Here is a 14750-nt window from a genome sequence, read left to right as displayed (position 1 = left end):
TCAGGACGCCGGATCGCGCGCGCCAGCAGCGATCCGGTTGATGTCCGCGCACTCCACCGTGGACGGCGGATGCTCCCTGCCGGCCAGTGCAACCATCGCCTGACCCAGGGCCAGATTGCTGGTCATCAGCGACGGCGCAACGGCGCCGGCCAGCTTCATCAACGGCGCACCGCCCCAGTACAGGGGCTTCAACAGGGCATGACGGGTGCCGGTGCCCGGAACCGGCCTGACGCCCCCCGGGCGCAGCATCACGGTGCGAACCGGCAGGCCCTGCAATGCGACCTCGGTCTCGCCCTTGATCCTCAACGGCATCAATCTGCTCTGTGGATCCGCGCCGGCACCGGATACATACAGGAAACATCCCTCGGGATTCGCAGTTGCCCAGGCGCGGGCCACCGCCAGCGTGATGTCCCGGGTCACGCGTCGATACTCGGCCTCAGCCGTGCCGACCGGTGGCGCACCGGCACAGTAGAAGCATGCGTCGAACCCGGCCAGTTCATCCGAGCGCCCCTGGATATGCAGGAAGTCAGGAACAACCAGCTCCCTACCCGCTCCGCTGAGGCTGCCCGGGCGCCGCACCAGCGCGGCCAGATGGCCGACCTGCGGCGAGCGCTGGCAGGCCAACGCCACGCCCTGCCCGACCAGGCCCGAGGCACCGGTCAACAGAATCCTCAACGCACCTTTCCCGGCCATGGTCGCACCCACGCTAGAGTTTCACGAAACGCTGGATCTTCCGCGCCAGCCAGCCACTGAACACCAACGGCGCGTCCAGCGCTGAAACGCAGATGCAGGGAACACCCGGGGCAGTTACCGGTTGATGCTCCACCTCCTCGTCCAGGTCCGCCATGTCGCCCGGCGCGAACAGCCCCAGCGCGTCGTTGTACGAGCCCCGCAGGATGTGGGTCAGTTCGCTGCGGCCATGGCTGTGCATAGGCAGGCACTTGCCCGGGGCAATCTTCAGCATGATCAGCGAGGGCATCTGCTCAGCCCTGATGCAGTGCACGCCGGGCGCCATCCAGCGCCAGCGCAGGGCACTGAGCGAAGCGCCGAAGTAAGGATGCAACGAGGCTGGCAGATGGTCCGGATCGGCCTCGGGCCGCTCCCTCGGCACCGGGCGCCTGGCTCCGGCGATGGCGCTCGGCGCGTCCGAGGCCAGCTGCACCAGCATGGCCTCGCGCAACTGCTCGCGACGCGCGTCGGCCGCGGGCGGTTGGGTCTGCTCCAGCAGCACCGAGCCGATCGCCTCGGCATCGCGCAGGCGCTGCCGGCAGTGGGGGCACTGCTCGAGGTGGGCACCGGCCACGATGCTCAACGGCGCCGGCAGCGCGCCGGCGGCATAGCTCATCAGCGTGGATTCGTGCAGGTGGTGATGCGGATTCACAGCGCACCTCCCACTTTGGCCTGCAGTTGCAGGAACGCACGTCGCAGGTGTGACTTTACCGTTCCCAGCGGCATGCCCAGCGCCTGGGCAATCTCGCTGTGGCTCTTCGCCTCGAAATAGGACATCCGCACCAGCCTCGCCTGCACGGCGGGCAGCTCGTTGATGCGCTGGCGAAGGCGCGCCTGGTCGGCGAACTGCTCGGCGCTGCTGCGCTCGATCATGTCCACGGCCGCGGCGTCTTCCACCGCTGCCTGCACCTGCATCCAGCTGCGCTCTCGACGGATGCGGTCGATATGCAGGTTGCGCGCGATCCGGTACAGCCAGGTACTCAGCGCGCCTTGGGCCGCATCATACTCGGCCGCCCGCAACCACAGGCGCAGCAGGCACTCCTGCGCCATTTCCTCGGCCACGGCGTCGGGTGCCCCCAGGCCACGCAGATACACGCACAGCCGCGGCATGAAGTAGTCATAGATCCGCATGAAACAGTCGCGGTCGCGCAGCCGCGCCACACTGTCCATGTCATCGGCCCAGTTCGTCGGCTCGCTGCTGGGCTGCTGGGAACTGGACACGGTGCGTGCGGTATCGAAGTTGAGGAGGGTGCTGGCAGCGTCAGGGTACATCTGCGTGAGCGGCGGGCAGGTGAAGGTCTGTCCTCTCTACGCGCAGGGGCGGCCATTGGATGCAGCAGGCACTGTGCATCCAAGCAGCCGCGCCCGCCGTATGACCTGAGCCTCCCGACCGGATGAACACCATGCGCACTGCCTGGCTGCTGCTGTGCCTGCCCCATGCCGCGCTGGCGGCGCCCTGGCTGCGCAACGAGGGCGTGGCCACCTCGGCGCAGGGCGATCTGCTCTATCGTGAAGTGCACTGGCGGCGCGGCCCATCGGAGGGTGCCGAGCGCTGGGTGCTCTATCAGTGCCCGGATGGCCGCCCCTTCGCCCGCAAGCATCTGCCGGCCAGCGCCCGCCCGCAGGCCCGGGGCTATTCGCTGCAGGACAGCCGTAGTGGGCAAACCGCTGACGTCGACGCCAGTGGCGAGTCGGTGTCCATCGCCTGGAAAGAAGATGCCGCCAGTGAGCTGCGTCATCGTCGGCTTGAGCTGGCTCCGGATGCGGTGATCGACACGGGCTTCGACGCCGCGGTGCGCCAGCATTGGCCAGCGCTGCTGCGAGGTGAACGCATCAGTCTGCCTTTCCTGGTGCCGGGGCGGCAGCGCTTCTTCCCGGTGCAGGTGCGGCACACCGGCCCGGTTCGCTGGCAGGGCATCGACGCCCAGGCCATCGAGGTCAGTCTGGACACCTGGTACGGCGGCATCGCGCCGCGCCTGTCGCTGGTCTATGCCAGCACCGACCGCCGCCTGCTGGAATTCCGCGGAACCAGCAACCTGCGCGATACCCGCGGCACCTACCCACAGGTCACGGTGCGCTTCAGCTCGCCGGTGGCCGAGCGGTCCGCCAACGAATGGCAACAGGCCTGGACGCAACCCCTGGTCGGGCGCTGCAGCGTGATGCCCAAGTGAAGCCGAAATTCTCCACAGCCGGCCGCATCCATTGCGCGCACTGCTGCGTAGAGGAAGACACGACACCCGCCGAGATCCGCCATGGCCTCTGTAGCGCCCCTCCCCCGCCGACGCTGGCGCCTGCTGCGCACCCTGAAGCGCTGGGTCGACACCGGCAGCGCTGCAGACCACGCCGCTGGCGAACCCGGACGCATCGACTGGCTGCGCGCCGTACCGTTCGCGTTGATGCACCTGGCCTGCATCGCGGTGATCTGGGTAGGTATCTCGTGGACGGCAGTGATCGTCGCCGCAGCCCTCTACGCAGTGCGCATGTTTGCGATCACCGCCTTTTACCACCGCTACTTCTCGCACCGGACGTTCCAGGCATCGCGAACGGTGCAATTCGTGTTCGCGGTGATCGGCGCGTCCAGCGTGCAACGTGGGCCGCTGTGGTGGGCGGCCCACCATCGCCATCACCATCGGCATGCCGACCAACCGCTGGACCCGCACTCGCCGCGCGAAGGCGGCTTCTGGCGCAGCCACATGGGCTGGTTCCTCACCCGCGAGGCATTCGCCACGGATCTATCGCGCGTGCCTGACCTGGCGCGCTTCCCGGAACTGCGCTGGCTGGACCGTTTTGATACGGCGGTGCCGGTACTGCTGGCTGCCGCGCTGTACGCACTCGGCGCCGGCCTGGAGCGCTGGGCGCCCGGACTGCACACCTCTGGCCCGCAGTTGCTGGTGTGGGGCTTCTTCATTTCCACCGTGGTGCTGTTCCACGCCACCGTTACCATCAACTCGCTGGCCCATCGTTTTGGCCGGCGGCGCTTCGAGACCCGTGACGACAGCCGCAACAACCTCTGGCTGGCGCTGCTTACCTTCGGTGAAGGCTGGCACAACAACCACCATTTCTTCCCTGGGACCGTCCGCCAGGGGTTCCGCTGGTGGGAGATCGACCTGACCTGGTACGGGCTGCGCGCAATGGCGGCCATGGGCCTGGTAAGGGGACTCAAGCCCATCCCCGAGTGGGTACTGGTCAAGGCGAGGTACTGACATGCGCATCGCGATCATCGGCTCCGGCATTGCCGGCCTGGCCAGTGCCTGGTGGCTGGACGGCGAACACGAAGTGACGCTGTTCGAGGCCAACGATTACCTGGGCGGGCATACCCACACCCATGACGTGCAGGTGGACGGCACGCGCATGGCGGTGGATACCGGTTTCATCGTCTTCAATCCCCTGCACTACCCACTGCTGACGGCACTGTTCGAAGAACTGGGTGTGGCCTCGCAGCCGACCACCATGAGCTTCTCGATGCACAGCGAGCGCAGTGGCGTCGAGTACAACGCCACTTCGCTGGATGGCCTGTTCTGCCAACGTCGCAATCTGGTTTCGCCGCGCTTCTGGGGAATGCTGGCCGACCTGCGCCGGTTCTACCGGGATGCGCCGCTGCTGCTGGCGGAAGACGAAGGCCCGACACTGGGCCAGTACCTGCGCAGCCAGCGCTACGGCACCGCTTTCATCGACGAGCACCTGCTGCCGATGGCTTCGGCACTGTGGTCGTCACCGACCGCCACGGTCATGCAGTTCCCGGCCCGCTACCTGGCCCAGTTCATGGCCAACCACCAGATGCTGCAGATGACCGGGCGCGCACCCTGGCGGGTAGTCAGCGGTGGCTCGGCACGGTATGTCGATGCCCTTCGCGCCCGCTGGCGGGTGCGCGAGCGGCTGGAATGCCCGGTTCACTCGGTCGAACGCATGCCGTGGGGCGCGCGCGTGCACAGCGCGGCGGGCGTGGAGGGTTTCGACGAGGTCATCCTGGCATGCCACAGCGACCAGGCGCTTGCCCTGCTGCGTGACGCCGATCCGGCCGAACGCGAAGTGCTCGGCGCCATCCGCTACCAGCCCAACGAAGCAGTACTGCATACCGATGCATCGTTGCTGCCGCGCAACCGCAAGGCATGGGCTGCATGGAATGCACACGTTCCCAGGGATCCAGGCGCGCCCTGTACGGTCAGCTATTGCATGAACCTCCTGCAGGGCCTGCCCGGTGACACCCCGCTGGTCGTGACCCTCAACCGCAGCGAGGCGATCGATCCGGCCAAGGTGCTGCGCAGGCTGCACTATGCCCACCCGGTGCACGATCATGCCGCTATCCGTGCCCAGCAGCGCTGGGCAGAGCTGCAGGGCCGCCGCCACACCTGGTTCGCGGGCGCATACTGGGGCTGGGGCTTCCACGAAGACGGCATCCGCAGCGCCCGCCGCGTGGTGGACGCGATGCGCGAGTGCACCGCGCACCGTGACAGCGTTGTGCCCGGCGAGGTGGCAGCGTGAGTGCCAGCGCACTCTACTTCGGGCAGGTGATGCACCGACGGCATCATCCGCAGCCCCACGCATTCCGCTATCCGATCGCGCAGCTGCTGCTCGATCTGGACGAGCTGGAGACCGTGTTCGCCGGGCGCTGGCTGTGGTCGGTCAATCGCCGCAACCTGGCCGAGTTCCGCCGCAGCGACTACTTCGGCAATCCCGCACAACCACTGGCCGATGCGGTGCGCGACCGTGCCGCGGCCACCCTGGGCTATCGGCCTACCGGCCCGGTACGCCTGCTCACCCATCTTCGCTTCGCCGGGCACGTATTCAACCCGGTCAGCTTCTACTACTGCTACCAGTCCGATGGCAGCACCCTGGACTGCATCGTCGCCGAGATCACCAATACGCCCTGGAAGGAACGGCACGCCTATGTGCTGCCAGTCGCCACGGCCACCCACGAAGGCGCCTCGCTGCGCTGGCGGTTCGACAAGCGCTTCCATGTCTCACCGTTCATGCCGATGGATTGCCACTACGACTGGCGGTTCAACTGCCCGGATGATGATCTGCGCGTGCACATGCAGGTCTGGCGCCAAGGCGTTCGCCAGTTTGATGCCACCCAGACCATGCAGCGGCACGCGCTGGATGGCCGCGGGCTGGCCCGGGTCCTGGCCTGCTATCCCTTGATGACCCTGCAGGTGATGGCCGCCATCCACTGGCACGCGCTGCGGCTGTGGCTGAAGCGCAACCCCGTGCATGACCACCCTGCCCTTGCCGAGAAACCGCGATGAACTCGATGACTCCCCTGGTCGCCCTGCCGCGTCCCGGCGCCTTGGATGCCTTCCTGCGCCGCCGCCTGCTGGAACAGCTTGCCCCCATGCGCGACGGCCGCCTGTGCGTGCGTGATGCACTCGGCGAAGTCTGGCTGGGCGAAGCCCATGGCGAACTGCAGGTGACCGTCACCATCGATGACCCGGCGTTCTACCGCAAGGTTGCAGCGCAAGGCAGCGTGGGCGCAGGTGAAAGCTACATCCAGGGCGAATGGCACTGCGATGACCTGGTGGCGCTGATCCGGCTGCTGGTGCGCAATCGCGACCTGCTCGACGGCATGGAGCGCGGCCCGGCCCGCGTGGGTGGCTGGCTGCTGCGCGGCTGGAACCGGCTGCGCCGCAACAGCCGTGAAGGCAGCCGCCGCAACATTGCCGCGCACTACGACCTCGGCAACGACTTCTTTGCCCTGTTCCTGTCGCCCGACCTGATGTATTCCTCCGCCCTGTTCGACACAGAAGACGAGTCGCTGGAATCCGCCTCCCGGCGCAAGCTGGACCGCATCTGCCAGCAGCTCCAGCTCAAGCCGGGCGATCGCGTGGTGGAGATCGGCACGGGCTGGGGTGGTTTTGCGCTGCACGCGGCGCAGCACTACGGCTGCCACGTCACCACCACCACCATCTCCGCCGAGCAGCACGCGCTGGCTGCCCAGCGCGTGCAGGCGGCCGGCCTGCAGGACCAGGTCACGCTGCTGATGCAGGACTACCGCGACCTGCAGGGCCAGTTCGACAAGCTGGTGTCGATCGAGATGATCGAAGCCATCGGCGCAGAATACCTGGACACCTACATGGCCACGCTGCAGCGCCTGCTCAAGCCTGATGGCGTTGCCCTGCTGCAGGCCATCACCATCGAGGACCATCGCTACGAGCAGGCCCGGCGCAGCGTCGACTACATCAAGCGCTATGTGTTCCCCGGCAGCTTCATTCCGTCGATCAACGCGATCATGGCCGCCAAAACGCGGTCCAGCGACCTGCAGCTGATCGCCCAGCAGGACTTCGGCCACTCCTACGCGCTGACACTGCGCGCCTGGCGCCAGCGCTTCCTTGACCGGTTGCCCGACGTGCAGGCGCAAGGCTTCGATACGCGCTTCTGCCGCCTTTGGGAGTTCTACCTGGCCTACTGCGAGGGCGGCTTCCTGGAGCGCTCGATCGGGGTCTCCCATCTGCTGATGGCGCGCCCGGGGCATCGCCCGGGCGCCTCATCGGGCCAAGGTAGCTGAGATGCGCAGATTCTGGCCCAATCTGCTCGGCAACCAACTGGTCTGGGTGTGCGCCGTGGCCGGCGCCGGGCGCGGCTGGCAGTGGCCGGCGTTGCTGGCAGCCTCTCTCTACATCGGCAGCCAGCTGCTGACGTCGCCGCAACCACGGCTGGATCTTCGGTTGATGGTGTTGGCACTGGCCTGCGCATGGCTGGTCGACGCCAGTGCTGCCGCCAGCGGCACCGTGCGCTACGCCGCCGCCCCGCTGGGCTGGGTGCCGCCTCCCTGGATCATGGCGCTGTGGGCCGCGTTCGCGATGACGCTGACCACCTCGATGCGCTTCCTGCTGCGCCACCCTGCCTTGCCGGCCCTGTTCGGCCTGCTGTTGGCACCGCTGGCCTACCTCTCCGCAGCGCGCGGTTTCGATGCGGTCCGTTTCGCCGCACCCACGTGGCAGGGCCTGCTGGTGTTGGGTGCGGGCTGGAGCATCGCGCTTTCGCTGCTGTACGTCACCGCGCGTCGCGGCTCTCGCACCACCCCGCCCTCCCTGGCCGGAGCATCGTCATGATCAATCTGCTGTGGGTACTGCTGTATGCCGTGCTGGTGATGAGCTGGGGCTGGGCCTGGCAGCGCCGCCACCAGAACATCGGCGTTGTCGACGTGCTCTGGGCCAAGTGCGTGGGTGCCTCGGCCCTGCTGCTGGCGCTGCTCGGCGATGGCGCGATGTTGCCTCGGGTTGCGTTGGGCCTGCTCGGCGGCCTGTGGGGCGGCCGGTTGGCGCTGCACCTGTGGCGCCGGGTCCGTAGTGAACCCGAAGACGGGCGCTACCGTTATCTGCGCGAACACTGGCAGAGCCACCAGGGCAAGATCTTTGGCTTCTTCATGGCGCAGGCGCTGCTGGTCGTGCTGTTCGCTCTGCCCTTCGTTGCGGTGGCAGCCAATTCCCATGCCGGCCTGACACCGTGGACAGTTGCCGCAGCACTGGCCTGGCTGTTGAGCGTCGGCGGCGAGAGCCTGGCCGACCGCCAGCTCGCACGTTTCCGTGCCGACCCGGCGAACAAGGGCCGCACTTGCCGCGAGGGGCTCTGGCGTTATTCACGCCACCCCAACTACTTCTTCGAGTGGCTGCACTGGTTCACCTATGTGCTGCTCGCCGTCGGTTCCCCCCTGTGGTGGCTGGCGTGGGCCGGGCCGCTGCTGATGTATCTGTTCCTGCGCTATCTCAGCGGCATCCCCTTCACCGAGAAGCAGGCGTTGCGCAGCCGCGGCGACGACTACCGTGCCTACCAGCGCAGCACGCCGATGTTCTTTCCCTGGTTCCCCCGTTCTTCCAAGGAGCATTCCGCATGAGCGCGATCCCGTCACTGAATTCGGCCGAAGATGCGGAAACCGGGCTGATCGCCTGGGCCGAACGCGGGCTGGTTCCCGATGCGGCGCTGCGTGCCGGCATCCGGCGCCTGTGCGCGCAACGCCTGCACGAGGAATCGGCGGGAGGTATCGAGGCACAGTCCGCACTCTTCAGCCGTCGCATCGCAGAACTGACCGACAGTCCGCTCGCATTGCATACCGACGCGGCCAACCGCCAGCACTACGAAGTTCCCGCGGCATTCTTCCAGGCCTGCCTGGGCAAGCGGCTGAAGTACAGCAGCTGCTACTACCCCACCGGGCGCGAAACGCTGGACCAGGCCGAGGAGGCGATGCTGGAACTTTATGGCCAGCGTGCCGGACTTGCCGACGGCCAGCAGATTCTCGAACTGGGCTGTGGCTGGGGTTCGCTGACCCTGTGGATGGCCGAACGCTATCGGCAGGCCAACATCACTGCGGTGTCCAACTCGCACAGCCAGCGCCAGCACATCATGGCGCAGTGCCAGGCCAGGGGCCTGCACAACGTCGAGGTACTGACCCGCGACGTCAACCAGCTTGAGCTGCCCACGGCACGCTTCGATCGCTGTGTCTCGGTGGAAATGTTCGAGCATGTGCGCAACTACCAGCGACTGCTGGCGCACATCGCGCAGTGGCTGAAGCCCGACGGTGCGCTGTTCGTGCACATCTTCGCCCATCGCACGTTGATGTACCCGTTCGAGACCGAGGGCGGCGACAACTGGATGGGGCGCCACTTCTTCACCGGCGGCCTGATGCCGGCCGCTGACACCCTGCTGCATTTCCAGCGCGACCTGCGACTCGATCAGCGCTGGCTGCTGGACGGCACCCACTACCAGCGCACCGCCGACCATTGGCTGGCCAACCAGGATGCGGCCCGCGAGGCGGTGATGCCGGTTCTGGTCGCAACCTACGGCCAGGCGGCGGCGAAGATCTGGTGGCAGCGCTGGCGCATGTTCTGGATGGCCTGCGCCGAGCTGTTCGGCTACGACGATGGCCAGCAGTGGCTGGTTGCCCACTATCTGTTCCGTCCCCGTTGAGGTGTGACATGCGCATGCGCTCCCTGCTTCCCCTGCTGGCCTTGAGCCTGTTCGGTTCCGGCTGCAGCTCCAGCGATACCCGTCCTCTGCCCCGCCCGCCCTCGGTGGACGTGCCGCGCTTCATGGGCGACTGGTATGTGATCGCCCACATACCCTCATGGCCGGAGCGCGAGGCCTTCGACGCGGTTGAGAGCTATGCACTGCGGCCGGACGGGCGCATCCAGACGACCTTCACCTATCGCAAGGGCAGTTTCGACGCCCCGCAGAAGTCGATGCACCCGGTTGGCCGGGTGGAGAAGAACGGCAATGGCGCGATCTGGGGCATGCAGTTCGTCTGGCCGATCCAGGCTGAGTATGTGATTGCCTGGCTGGACGACGACTATGGCCAGACCATCGTCGCACGCAGCAAGCGCGACTATGTCTGGTATATGGCGCGTACCCCGCACGTGTCGGACAGCGACTACCAGCACGCCGTGGAGCGCATCGCGGCCATGGGCTACGACACCGGCAGGCTCAGGCGCGTACCTCAGTCGGTGCGATAGATCGCCAACCGCCCACCACTCGGCTCGCGGGTGACCAGGCACTTAGGCGTGACGCGTCACATTAATACCCCCTCGAAGGGTGCCGGCAGCCCTGCAACCCAGGCCACCTGTATCCAGCGAGCGCGCGCCAGGACACTACGTCCCCGCAGCTTTCAACCCGACGATATGTCCAGCCCATGGATCAGCACTTATCGATGGAGCTCATCCATCGATCTTTAGGAATAGTCGTAAAAACGCAACAAATTCGATGTTCGACGCGACAGCGGCGCCAGAATGGCGGCCACGCCCATGGGCGCTGACCACCTCCCGCGCATGAATGGATTTCCTGCACCGCGCCGGCTTCGCCTGGCGCTCCTGGACGACCATGAAGTCGTCCGTCGCGGCACCGCCCTGCACCTGTCAGGCGATCTCCGGTTCGACATCGTCGCCAGCCATGGTTGCAGCGACGCGCTGATCGACAGCCTGCACCGCATGCCCGTGGATGTGGCCATCATCGATCTCACGCTCGCCCGTGGCGACCTGGGCGGCATCGAGCTGGTTACGCTGCTCTGTCGCGAATTCCCGCGCACACCAATGCTGGCCTTCGCCACGCTCTCTCCCACCACGAATCTCAACAGCCTGATCGATGCCGGACTCGGTGGGTTCGTCAGCAAGGCCGAACCCCTTGCGGCATTGTCCGACGCCATCGTGCGCGTCTTCCAGGGCCTGATCCGGATTCCGCCGGACGTCAGGCTGGCCGGTGATCGTGGCGAGCTCAGCCGCAACGAGCGGGAGGTACTGGAGCTGCTGCTGGAAGGCCTGACCGTATCGGAGATCGCGCTGCGCCGGCACCGCAGCATCAAGACCGTCAGCACACAGAAGGTCGCGGTGCTGCGCAAGCTGGGATTGCGCAGCGATGTGGAGATCTATGCGCTGCGTGAACGGCTGGAGTCTCCGTGAGGCGCCATGCGCCATTGCGCCCGTGCCTGCTGATCCTCGGGTTGCTGGTGCTGCTTCTCCTTCCCGCTGCGTCGGCGGAAGATATCCGGTCACCACGCTGGCTGCCGGGCAGCAGCGTGCGGGTCTCCACCGCCCCGTCCCTACGCCCCGCGCCCGCCGCGATGGCCGATCCGTCATCACCGCCGACGCTCGCCCATGGCTACGCCAACCTGGTGGCGCGTCACGCCCAACTCAGCTTCCTGGAACAGCCCTACCCGACGACCGCCGCATCAATCCTCGCTGTGTGCCATCACGAGGCCGACCTGGTCATGGTGTTTGGCGGTGCGAGACACCAGAAGCTACCCTGCCCCGACCTTGCCGCGTCCAGCCGCTTCCGGGGTGGCGCCACTCTGCTGGCAGGGCGCGCCGGCGAATGGCTGCCACGGGAGATACGCGGGCTCGACGGCCGGGTCGTGGCCGTGGTTGAAGGCGGGCCCTACGCCGGCTGGCTGCGCGCGCATCACCCTCAGATCCGGCTGCAGCCCCTGCCTGATCGGTACGCAGCATTGGCGGCAGTGCAATCCGGCGTGGCCGACGTGGCGATTGGCCTGGAATCCACGCTGCGCCCGCTGGTTCGACGCCATTTCAACGGCAGCCTGCGCCTGCAGCCATTCGACAGCGACTTCTCCACCGACCTCTACCTGCTCGTCCGCCAGGAAGACCAGCAGCTGCTTGAACGCATCGGACAGGCATTGCGGGAGATCACACTCGAGGAGCATGCGAGCCTGCTCCACCTGTGGGCAGGCCAGACCCTGCCAGCAGCGGCGGGAAACGCACTGGACTGGATGCAGGCCTCGCCCCCGCGCGGCTGGCTGTTGCTGGCCCCTCTGCTGGTCGCCCTGCTGCTGTGGCCCATGACCCGTCACCTGCGGGTACGGGGCGACCGCCGCAGCGCGCAGGCCATCGGGATGATCAGTCACGAGATGCGCAATTCTGCGCAGGCCGTACTGGCCTCGATCGAGCTGCTTGGACAATCGGCACTGCCGAAAGGCGAGCGCGATCTGCTCGCCGCTGCCAGCAGCGCCAGCCAATCCCTGCGCGGCCTGTTGAATCGCGCACTGGATTTTTCGCGTCTCGCCAGCGGCGCTTTCAGGCCTCATGCACAAGCCTGTGATGCGACCCAGCTTTGCCGGCAGGCACTGGAGGCCATTCGGCCACAGGCGCAACGGAAAGGGCTGCAACTGCATCTTGATGCCCCGGCCGAACCTTTGCCGATCATTCTCGTGGACATTGATGCGCTACGCCAGATTGCCAGCAATCTGCTGGCCAATGCGGTGAAGTTCAGTGATATCGGCGGCATCGAGCTGCGCCTGCGACTGCTTCCAGCAGCGCGGCCGCAGGAGCTGCTGATGGAGGTGATCGACAGCGGGATCGGGATCGCGCCAGCACGGGTAGCCGAACTGTTCCAGCCTTTCCGTCAAGGCAGCGATGGGCATCAGCGTGGCGGTAGTGGCCTCGGGCTTTCCATTGCACGCGAGCTGGCGCGTGCGATGGGAGGCGATCTGACCGTGCACAGCGTCCTCGGTCGCGGCAGCCGCTTCATCCTGCGCCTGCCGGTGTGCACAGCTGACTCTGCCGAGAGTGTCCGGGACATGCCCGTGGAGGGCACGCCACTGGCCGGGCTGCAACTGCTGCTGGTGGAGGACCACGCACTCAATCGCCACGTCATTGCCGAACAGTTGCGGCGCTGGGGCGCCGAGGTATGTGCCCTGGAAGATGCGGCCAGCGCGCTGGCCGAACAGATACGCCACCCCCGCCCTGCCGCGTTGATCGACATCGGGCTGCGTGGCATCGATGGCTACGCATTGGCACGCGAACTGCGCGCCCGCAGCGGGCATCCGGTCCGTCTGATCGCCTTGTCTGCCCGCAGCGGGCGACGTCACCACGCACGCTGCCGCCGCTCGGGTTTCGACGCGGTGCTGGCCAAGCCGCTGCGCGCCGCCGAACTGCTCGCTGCGCTGGGCATTCCGGCGCCGGAGAGCGTGGACGCACTTGAGCAGGTGACTGAAATGGACGCGGCCTACAGCGCCGACATCTGCGATGAACTCGGCAGGATCGAGCGGATTGTCGATCATGCAGACGCATCGGCGCTCGGTCATCACGTGCACCGATTGCAGGGCGCGCTACAGATGCTGGGTCAATGCGAGCACGCCGCCATCGCGGCCGAGCTGGTCGATCTGGCGCAGGACGCCACGCCGGACTGGACCGACGCACGTCGCCTGCTGTGCGTACTGCAGGCCGGACAGGGCGCCCGCGTCGCGGGAACCCTGCCCAACCCCTTGATCACGCGGCCAGACGCTCGACCTGGCGACGGGTCAGGTCATTGAAGCGACCCAGCGACATCAGGTGCTGGTGGATCAGTGCCAGCCAGCCACTGCGGTGCCACTCGACCACGGTTGCTTCCGGCAGCGCCACGAACTTCTCGACGTCCACGACCAGGAAACCGTTGAGGTTGAACTCCCGGCCATCCGGGATACGCACGGTGGCGTTGCGCTCCACCAGCAGGCCGTTGTCGACCAGGGCCTTGGAGAAGGCCTGGGTCTGTTCGTGTTCGCGGGTGTACTGGCCGCAGAATTCCAGGGCCTGCTGCACCATCTCGGTCGCCTTGCCGTCAACGAACAGCGGCTGGCCTTCCTCGCCCCCCTTGACCACGCGCGGGCTCTCTTCGTCGATGCCCAGCAGGAAATCATTCTCCGCACCGGTGTCGATGAAGATGAAGGGGTGGCGGCGCAGGTAGGCGGGAATGTAGGCCTCGTCTTCCCACAGGCCATCCTTGATGAACAGGTTCTGGTCGGACACGCCCACGGCAGCCATCGGAACCGCGCTCGGGCCGGCAAACAGGATCGGGAAGTGGTGCAGGGCCAGCGAGAACTCGCCCAGCACCAGCGGAATGGCATTGTTGCCGGCGGCGAACTCCAGCTTGCCCGGCAGGATGCGCAGATCGGCGTGCACATCGGCCTGCAGCGGCACCGGGCGGGTATAGAACAGGGGGGCGCCGCTCGGCGCCGCTTCGGTGGTGGTGTCGCTGGTGGTGGTCATGTTGGGAACCGTTCGATCATGCGCGCCTGCCATCCCGGGCACGCCAGCGGGAACAACCTGAATCCCGCATTATCAACAAGCTCGATGACAACGGCCACCCCACCGGCGAACTATTTCAGCTGCAGGGGGTAGCGCTGCCAGAGTACGTGGACCAGGAAACCGGCCAGCTCGGTGTCGCGGGCACTGACCGCCGCACGGATCTTGTCCAGCAGCACCATGTCACTGCAGGAACGCACGTCGGCATGGTTGGCCTGCCCTGCCCTGCGCGCACGATAGCGCGCCGCCCGCTGCGCATCGCTCATCGCGTACCCGAACTTGGGCGGACGACCGCGCTTGCGCGGCAGGGTCAGCTCCAGGGTTCCGGGGTCTTTGTCATCACGCATGAGAGGGGTGCGGGCGGCGGCGAGCAACGGGGGGTGCGCAATTTATCGTGAGGCATCACTTTAATCCAGCTTTTTCTGCGAATTTGTTGCAGCGCAATGCAAACGTTCGCGCACCGATGCGGCCTCATCCACGCATGGCGTGGATCTACTGCAGAGCTCGCGACCCGGTCACCCGGTA

16 protein-coding genes are annotated in these 14750 nt (G+C 66.7%); 11 read left to right on the top strand and 5 right to left on the bottom strand.

Annotated features, from left to right (window positions below; genetic code table 11):
- The 3 genes from N5E02_RS00270 to N5E02_RS00260 are packed head-to-tail and all read right to left on the bottom strand — an operon-like array spanning window position 1 to window position 2001.
- Window positions 1-693 (bottom strand): oxidoreductase, encoded by a 693-nt coding sequence (locus N5E02_RS00270; RefSeq protein WP_188238608.1) that lies wholly within the window; start codon window positions 691-693, stop codon window positions 1-3.
- Between the two features lie 13 nt (window positions 694-706).
- Complete coding sequence (locus tag N5E02_RS00265; RefSeq protein ID WP_188238609.1) at window positions 707-1381, bottom strand: ChrR family anti-sigma-E factor; 675 nt, start codon at window positions 1379-1381, stop codon at window positions 707-709.
- A complete protein-coding gene (locus N5E02_RS00260; protein ID WP_049414756.1) occupies window positions 1378-2001 on the bottom strand; it encodes a sigma-70 family RNA polymerase sigma factor in 624 nt (207 codons plus the stop codon). Before N5E02_RS00260 ends, N5E02_RS00265 begins: the two co-directional genes overlap by 4 nt.
- A 131-nt stretch (window positions 2002-2132) precedes the next feature.
- On the opposite strand from N5E02_RS00260, the gene N5E02_RS00255 reads away from it, so the two are divergent.
- The 11 genes from N5E02_RS00255 to N5E02_RS00205 all read left to right on the top strand — a co-directional run bounded on the left by N5E02_RS00255 (window position 2133) and on the right by N5E02_RS00205 (window position 13477).
- Window positions 2133-2900, top strand: a complete 768-nt coding sequence (locus tag N5E02_RS00255) for a hypothetical protein (RefSeq protein WP_065178596.1) — start codon at window positions 2133-2135, stop codon at window positions 2898-2900.
- Between the two features lie 81 nt (window positions 2901-2981).
- Window positions 2982-3932, top strand: coding sequence for an acyl-CoA desaturase (locus N5E02_RS00250; protein ID WP_139727078.1), 951 nt, complete (start codon window positions 2982-2984; stop codon window positions 3930-3932).
- 1 nt (window position 3933) lies between these two features.
- Window positions 3934-5211 carry an FAD-dependent oxidoreductase gene (locus tag N5E02_RS00245; RefSeq protein WP_053496656.1) on the top strand — a complete coding sequence of 426 codons (1278 nt, stop codon included), beginning with the start codon at window positions 3934-3936 and terminating at the stop codon, window positions 5209-5211.
- Complete coding sequence (locus tag N5E02_RS00240; RefSeq protein ID WP_065178582.1) at window positions 5208-5975, top strand: DUF1365 domain-containing protein; 768 nt, start codon at window positions 5208-5210, stop codon at window positions 5973-5975. The genes N5E02_RS00245 and N5E02_RS00240 overlap by 4 nt, the downstream gene beginning before the upstream one ends.
- Complete coding sequence (locus N5E02_RS00235; protein ID WP_164093171.1) at window positions 5972-7231, top strand: cyclopropane-fatty-acyl-phospholipid synthase family protein; 1260 nt, start codon at window positions 5972-5974, stop codon at window positions 7229-7231. The genes N5E02_RS00240 and N5E02_RS00235 overlap by 4 nt, the downstream gene beginning before the upstream one ends.
- Before the next feature lies 1 nt (window position 7232).
- Window positions 7233-7778, top strand: coding sequence for a DUF2878 domain-containing protein (locus N5E02_RS00230; protein ID WP_164093170.1), 546 nt, complete (start codon window positions 7233-7235; stop codon window positions 7776-7778).
- The gene (locus N5E02_RS00225; RefSeq protein WP_088497490.1) at window positions 7775-8560 is read left to right on the top strand and encodes a DUF1295 domain-containing protein; all 786 of its coding nucleotides are present in this window, start codon (window positions 7775-7777) and stop codon (window positions 8558-8560) included. The genes N5E02_RS00230 and N5E02_RS00225 overlap by 4 nt, the downstream gene beginning before the upstream one ends.
- Window positions 8557-9630, top strand: coding sequence for a cyclopropane-fatty-acyl-phospholipid synthase family protein (locus N5E02_RS00220; protein ID WP_164093169.1), 1074 nt, complete (start codon window positions 8557-8559; stop codon window positions 9628-9630). Before N5E02_RS00225 ends, N5E02_RS00220 begins: the two co-directional genes overlap by 4 nt.
- 8 nt (window positions 9631-9638) lie before the next feature.
- Entirely contained in the window at window positions 9639-10172 is a 534-nt protein-coding gene (locus N5E02_RS00215; RefSeq protein ID WP_005416504.1) for a lipocalin family protein, read from the top strand.
- A gap of 312 nt (window positions 10173-10484) precedes the next feature.
- Window positions 10485-11111, top strand: a complete 627-nt coding sequence (locus N5E02_RS00210; protein ID WP_111191024.1) for a response regulator transcription factor — start codon at window positions 10485-10487, stop codon at window positions 11109-11111.
- A gap of 161 nt (window positions 11112-11272) precedes the next feature.
- The gene (locus tag N5E02_RS00205; protein WP_279945705.1) at window positions 11273-13477 is read left to right on the top strand and encodes an ATP-binding protein; all 2205 of its coding nucleotides are present in this window, start codon (window positions 11273-11275) and stop codon (window positions 13475-13477) included.
- On the opposite strand, the gene N5E02_RS00200 is transcribed toward N5E02_RS00205, so the two are convergent.
- Together N5E02_RS00200 and N5E02_RS00195 are read right to left on the bottom strand one after the other, a co-directional pair.
- A complete protein-coding gene (locus N5E02_RS00200) occupies window positions 13434-14189 on the bottom strand; it encodes a SapC family protein (RefSeq protein ID WP_053496662.1) in 756 nt (251 codons plus the stop codon). The two genes, N5E02_RS00205 and N5E02_RS00200, sit on opposite strands and share 44 nt — an antisense overlap.
- Before the next feature lie 110 nt (window positions 14190-14299).
- Window positions 14300-14572: a hypothetical protein gene (locus N5E02_RS00195; protein WP_005409616.1), complete on the bottom strand. Its 273-nt coding sequence runs from the start codon at window positions 14570-14572 to the stop codon at window positions 14300-14302.
- Window positions 14573-14750: the final 178 nt, after the last annotated feature.

It is taken from the genome of Stenotrophomonas sp. GD03777 (genome assembly GCF_029842485.1).
Taxonomy (GTDB): domain Bacteria; phylum Pseudomonadota; class Gammaproteobacteria; order Xanthomonadales; family Xanthomonadaceae; genus Stenotrophomonas; species Stenotrophomonas sepilia.
The sequence above is the reverse complement of the archived record's forward strand: the minus strand, read 5'-3'. Positions and strand labels throughout refer to the sequence as shown.

Coding starts and splice junctions, on each gene's coding strand:
- N5E02_RS00200 (WP_053496662.1), bottom strand. CDS start 14,189: ATGACCACCACCAGCGACACCACCACCGAAGCGGCGCCGAGCGGCGCC.
- N5E02_RS00260 (WP_049414756.1), bottom strand. CDS start 2,001: ATGTACCCTGACGCTGCCAGCACCCTCCTCAACTTCGATACCGCACGC.
- N5E02_RS00235 (WP_164093171.1), top strand. CDS start 5,972: ATGAACTCGATGACTCCCCTGGTCGCCCTGCCGCGTCCCGGCGCCTTG.
- N5E02_RS00230 (WP_164093170.1), top strand. CDS start 7,233: ATGCGCAGATTCTGGCCCAATCTGCTCGGCAACCAACTGGTCTGGGTG.
- N5E02_RS00205 (WP_279945705.1), top strand. CDS start 11,273: ATGGCCGATCCGTCATCACCGCCGACGCTCGCCCATGGCTACGCCAAC.
- N5E02_RS00255 (WP_065178596.1), top strand. CDS start 2,133: ATGCGCACTGCCTGGCTGCTGCTGTGCCTGCCCCATGCCGCGCTGGCG.
- N5E02_RS00195 (WP_005409616.1), bottom strand. CDS start 14,572: ATGCGTGATGACAAAGACCCCGGAACCCTGGAGCTGACCCTGCCGCGC.
- N5E02_RS00220 (WP_164093169.1), top strand. CDS start 8,557: ATGAGCGCGATCCCGTCACTGAATTCGGCCGAAGATGCGGAAACCGGG.
- N5E02_RS00225 (WP_088497490.1), top strand. CDS start 7,775: ATGATCAATCTGCTGTGGGTACTGCTGTATGCCGTGCTGGTGATGAGC.
- N5E02_RS00210 (WP_111191024.1), top strand. CDS start 10,485: ATGAATGGATTTCCTGCACCGCGCCGGCTTCGCCTGGCGCTCCTGGAC.
- N5E02_RS00250 (WP_139727078.1), top strand. CDS start 2,982: ATGGCCTCTGTAGCGCCCCTCCCCCGCCGACGCTGGCGCCTGCTGCGC.
- N5E02_RS00245 (WP_053496656.1), top strand. CDS start 3,934: ATGCGCATCGCGATCATCGGCTCCGGCATTGCCGGCCTGGCCAGTGCC.
- N5E02_RS00270 (WP_188238608.1), bottom strand. CDS start 693: ATGGCCGGGAAAGGTGCGTTGAGGATTCTGTTGACCGGTGCCTCGGGC.
- N5E02_RS00215 (WP_005416504.1), top strand. CDS start 9,639: ATGCGCATGCGCTCCCTGCTTCCCCTGCTGGCCTTGAGCCTGTTCGGT.